The organism is Nitratidesulfovibrio oxamicus, from assembly GCF_015731765.1.
GTDB classification, from domain to species: Bacteria; Desulfobacterota; Desulfovibrionia; order Desulfovibrionales; family Desulfovibrionaceae; genus Cupidesulfovibrio; species Cupidesulfovibrio oxamicus.
This window is the reverse complement of the sequence record NZ_VRYY01000709.1, coordinates 1-729: the sequence shown is the minus strand read 5'-3', so window position 1 is coordinate 729 and position 729 is coordinate 1. Positions and strand designations below refer to the sequence as shown.

The window sequence follows — 729 nt, the reverse complement described above, 5'->3', positions numbered from 1 at the left end:
AGCGGGTCGCCCGGCCCGGCAATGCCCACCACCGAAAGGTGCGGCAGCGCGGCCACGGCCCGGTCCACCAGTTGCGCGGCCTCCGTCGGGTCCAGCACGCGACTGGTCACGCCGGGGCGCGATTCGTTGACGCAGTCATGCCGCCGGTCGCAATAGCCGCAGCGGATGTTGCAGGCCGCCGCCACCGGCAGGTGGATGCGCGCATGCGTGCCGTGCGCCCCGGCGGTAAAGCACGGATGGCGCGAATCGCCCGCTTTCATCGCGGCTTCCGCCCCATGCCGATGCAGTTCTGCGGGCACGAGCCAAGGCAGTCCCCGCAGTTGGTACAGTTGGCTTCCTCGGGCCGCGTGGCCATGTAGCAGGCCTTGCGGCACTTGTCGCAGCCGTTGCAGGCGTCGGTCTTGTATACCGAGAACGGCGCGAAGCGGCGCACCGCTTCCAGCACGCCGCCCGCCGGACAGGCGAAACGGCACCACGCGGCGGACACCGCCACGCCCAGTGCCAGGATGCCCGCCACCGCCCAGGTGCGCACCAGCCACAACGGCATGGCGTGTTCGAAGGTAAGGGCCACCGCGCCGAAGAATTCCCCGGTGCGGATGGGCACGTTGACGCGCGGCTGCCCCAGCACGAAGTAGGCCCACAGTGCCAGCGCCAGCCCGCCGTACTTGCCGAAGGGCAGCAGGCGCGCCGCCGGCCCGCCGGGCTTCAGGCGCAGCGGCGCAACCAGGC

General features: G+C 71.6%; 1 protein-coding gene and 1 pseudogene. Both read right to left on the bottom strand.

What is annotated here, in order from left to right; genetic code table 11:
* Window positions 1-260, bottom strand: a pseudogene (locus FVW20_RS17495) (radical SAM protein); the annotation flags it as partial.
* Window positions 257-729 (bottom strand): 4Fe-4S binding protein (locus tag FVW20_RS17490; protein WP_372435020.1); only part of this gene is annotated, 473 nt, incomplete at its 5' end. The pseudogene FVW20_RS17495 and the gene FVW20_RS17490, both read right to left, overlap by 4 nt.